Origin of the sequence: Flavobacterium sp. (genome assembly GCF_003525665.1) — a bacterium.
GTDB lineage: Bacteria > Bacteroidota > Bacteroidia > Flavobacteriales > Flavobacteriaceae > Flavobacterium.
Window position 1 is genome coordinate 60,171 of the sequence record NZ_DQDX01000036.1, and the last position, 3,293, is coordinate 63,463.

At 34.8% G+C, this 3,293-nt stretch carries 3 protein-coding genes; 1 reads left to right on the forward strand and 2 read right to left on the reverse strand.

Translation table 11 applies throughout. The annotated features are described in order from the left end of the window. The coding region (locus DIU01_RS02695) for an NAD(P)/FAD-dependent oxidoreductase (protein ID WP_290831719.1) at positions 1–1,217 on the reverse strand (1,217 nt) is incomplete at its 3' end. 160 nt (positions 1,218–1,377) lie between these two features. Between DIU01_RS02695 and DIU01_RS02700 the strand changes: the two genes are divergently transcribed. Beyond that, positions 1,378–1,617 carry a hypothetical protein gene (locus DIU01_RS02700; RefSeq protein WP_290831720.1) on the forward strand — a complete coding sequence of 80 codons (240 nt, stop codon included), beginning with the start codon at positions 1,378–1,380 and terminating at the stop codon, positions 1,615–1,617. 67 nt (positions 1,618–1,684) lie between these two features. On the opposite strand, the gene DIU01_RS02705 is transcribed toward DIU01_RS02700, so the two are convergent. Beyond that, positions 1,685–3,293: RecQ family ATP-dependent DNA helicase (locus DIU01_RS02705; RefSeq protein WP_290831721.1), on the reverse strand; the 1,609-nt coding region annotated here is incomplete at its 5' end.

Here is a 3,293-nt window from a genome sequence, read left to right on the forward strand (position 1 = left end):
CTTTTAGTAAAATCTACCATTCTTTGGGCTGGAACTTTCTGAGTTTGTCCTGCCAAATGCCATGCTTTTTGCTCAATTGATTTTTGAAATTCCATTCCGGCTAAAGCGCCAAATTTTGCAAAGGGTTTGAAATCTTCCAATTTCAATTCGACTACAATTCCAGAATTGGCAGTACTTTGATCGCGTTTAGAAGGCGACCAACCATTAGTTACAACTTCACCCGGACTTGTAGCACAAGGTGCAATTACGCCACCTGGACACATGCAAAACGAATACATACCACGACCATTTACTTGTTTTACAATAGAATAAGGCGATGGCGGTAAATAGTCACCTCGAAAATCGCACGAATACTGAATTTTATCAATTAATTCCTGCGGATGTTCTGCGCGAACGCCTAATGCAAACGGTTTTGCTTCTATAAAAATTTTCTTTTTATCTAATAGTTCAAAAATATCGCGAGCCGAATGTCCTGTGGCAAGAATAACTTTATTAGAAGAAATTGTATCGCCATTTTGAAGCACAACTCCTTGAATTTCATTGCTTTTTACAATAAAATCGGTGACACGAGTTTCAAATAAAACTTGTCCGCCAAATTCTATAATTTTCTCACGAATATCTTGAATGATTTGTGGTAATTTGTTCGTTCCAATGTGCGGATGTGCTTCAACCAAAATATCATCAGAGGCTCCAAAAGCGACTAATAATTTTAAGATTCTATCCACATCACCACGTTTTTTAGAACGCGTGTATAATTTTCCGTCAGAATACGTTCCTGCGCCACCTTCACCAAAACAATAATTGGAATCTTCATTTACAATATGATCGACATTAATGGCTTTTAAATCGCGACGACGACCACGAACGTCTTTTCCACGCTCGATAACTATTGGTTTCAAACCTAATTCGATCAACTGCAAAGCGGCAAATAATCCGGCTGGACCAGCACCAATTACAAGTACTTCTTGCGCATTGGAAACATCTTTATAATTTGGAAGTGCTATTTTTTGAGCTACAAATTCTTCTCCAACAAAAAAAACATCGGCTTTAATATTAAATTTTATAGCTTTTTGACGTGCATCAATGGAACGTTTTAGCACAATAACCTTTTGAATTTCCTTTACAGAAGTATTGAATAGCTTGGCAACATGTTCATTAAGCAATGATTCATTGTGAGCAACTTCGGGTGCAACTTGAGTTTGAATTTCGCGAGGCATAATTAGATTTTTGACAAAAATAGTAATTTGAAAATTGTTATTGTAATTTTGCACGAGAACAACAACTTTAATTAAAAAATTTGACACGAATTTCTCGAAATTATGTTGGTTGAAATTACACGAATTTTTTAAAATTAACCTTAGTTAGAAAGAATCTAAAATGTCAAGAAAAATAAAACTTATTTGGGATTTCCGTGGACCAGCATCTGAGAAAACGGCGCAACATCATGAAATTCATTTGAAAGAATACATCGCCATTGAGAAATTACCCATAGAAATCACTGGATTTGAAGTTTATAACGAAATGTACGCTATCGCATTCATGGTAGTTACCGACGAAATTATGATTCAGGTACGTGATGCTTTGAAGCCACATCGAGGAGAACTTTATACTGTTTAAATTCCAAAAATAAAATTCCAAATTCCAATAAACATACTATTGGAATTTAAAAAATTGGAATTTTACTTTAGTTAGCTACTTCACTGATGAATTTAATTCGCATTAATCTAAGTTCTTCAATGTCGTAATCGCCATCAAATTCTTTTAAGGCATCTTCAATTTTATCGGTTTGAGAATCCATAAAATAGTCGTGAATTTCTTCTTGTTGGTCTTCATCGAGCATTTCATTAATCCAATAGCTTATATTTAATTTGGTTCCAGCATAAACGATTTGCTCCATTTCTTTAAGCAAAGCATCCATATTCATACCTTTAGCTTTGGCAATATCTTCTAAGGATAATTTTCTATCAATATTTTGGATGATGTACAATTTATTGGCAGAGTTAGCTCCGGTAGATTTTACAACCAAATCATCTGGACGAATAATATCGTTATCTTCTACATATCTATTGATTAATTCAACAAATTCTTTTCCGTATTTTTTAGCTTTTCCTTCGCCAACGCCATGAATATTAATTAATTCATCCATGGTTATAGGATATTTCAAAGCCATATCTTCTAATGATGGATCTTGAAACACAACAAATGGTGGAACGCCTAGTTTTTTGGCAACTTTTTTACGTAAATCACGCAACATTGCCATCAAAGCTTCATCTGCAGTTCCAGATGATTTTGCTGCTGTAACTATTGCATCGTCTTCTGCTTCATTGTATTCATGGTCTTCAGACATCATAAACGACTGCGGATTTTTAATAAAATCGTGTCCTTTATCTGATACTTTTAAAATTCCGTAAGTTTCAATATCTTTTGTAAGCATTCCGTCTACTAAAACCTGACGAATTAATGCCATCCAATAGCGTTCTTCTTGGTCTTTTCCGCATCCGAAGAAATTCTGAGTATCAGTTCGGTGTGCTTTTATAGTAGCATTGACTCTTCCTATTAAGGTAAATACAATTTCTTTGGATTTGTATAAATATTTGGTATCGCGAACAACTTCCAATAATTTTTTGACATTATCTTTAGCTTCGACTTTCGCTTTTGGATTGCGAACGTTATCATCCATATCGGCACCTTCGCCTGTTTCGCTATCGAATTCTTCACCAAAATAATGTAATAAAAATTTACGTCTAGAAATAGAAGTTTCAGCATAAGCAACCACTTCTTGAAGTAAGGCATAGCCAATTTCTTGTTCGGCAACTGGTTTACCCGACATGAATTTTTCTAACTTTTCTACATCTTTATAAGAATAGTAAGCCAAACAATGACCTTCGCCACCATCACGACCAGCGCGACCTGTTTCTTGGTAATAACTTTCTAATGATTTTGGAATGTCGTGGTGAATTACAAAACGAACGTCTGGCTTATCAATTCCCATTCCGAATGCGATTGTTGCTACAACAACATCTACATCTTCCATAAGAAACATGTCTTGATGTTTTGCTCTCGTTTTGGCATCTAAACCAGCGTGATAAGGAACAGCGCTAATTCCGTTTACTTGTAAAACTTGCGCAATTTCTTCTACTTTTTTACGACTTAAGCAATAAATAATTCCCGATTTACCTTTATTTTGTTTGATAAAACGAATGATATCGGCTTCAATATTTTTGGTTTTGGTACGTACTTCGTAAAATAAATTTGGTCGATTGAATGATGCTTTATAAGTTGTAGCATCAGAC

Bases quoted from the DNA above. Each gene is read 5' to 3' on its own strand.
- DIU01_RS02700 (WP_290831720.1), top strand. From the start codon at position 1,378: ATGTCAAGAAAAATAAAACTTATTTGGGATTTCCGTGGACCAGCATCT.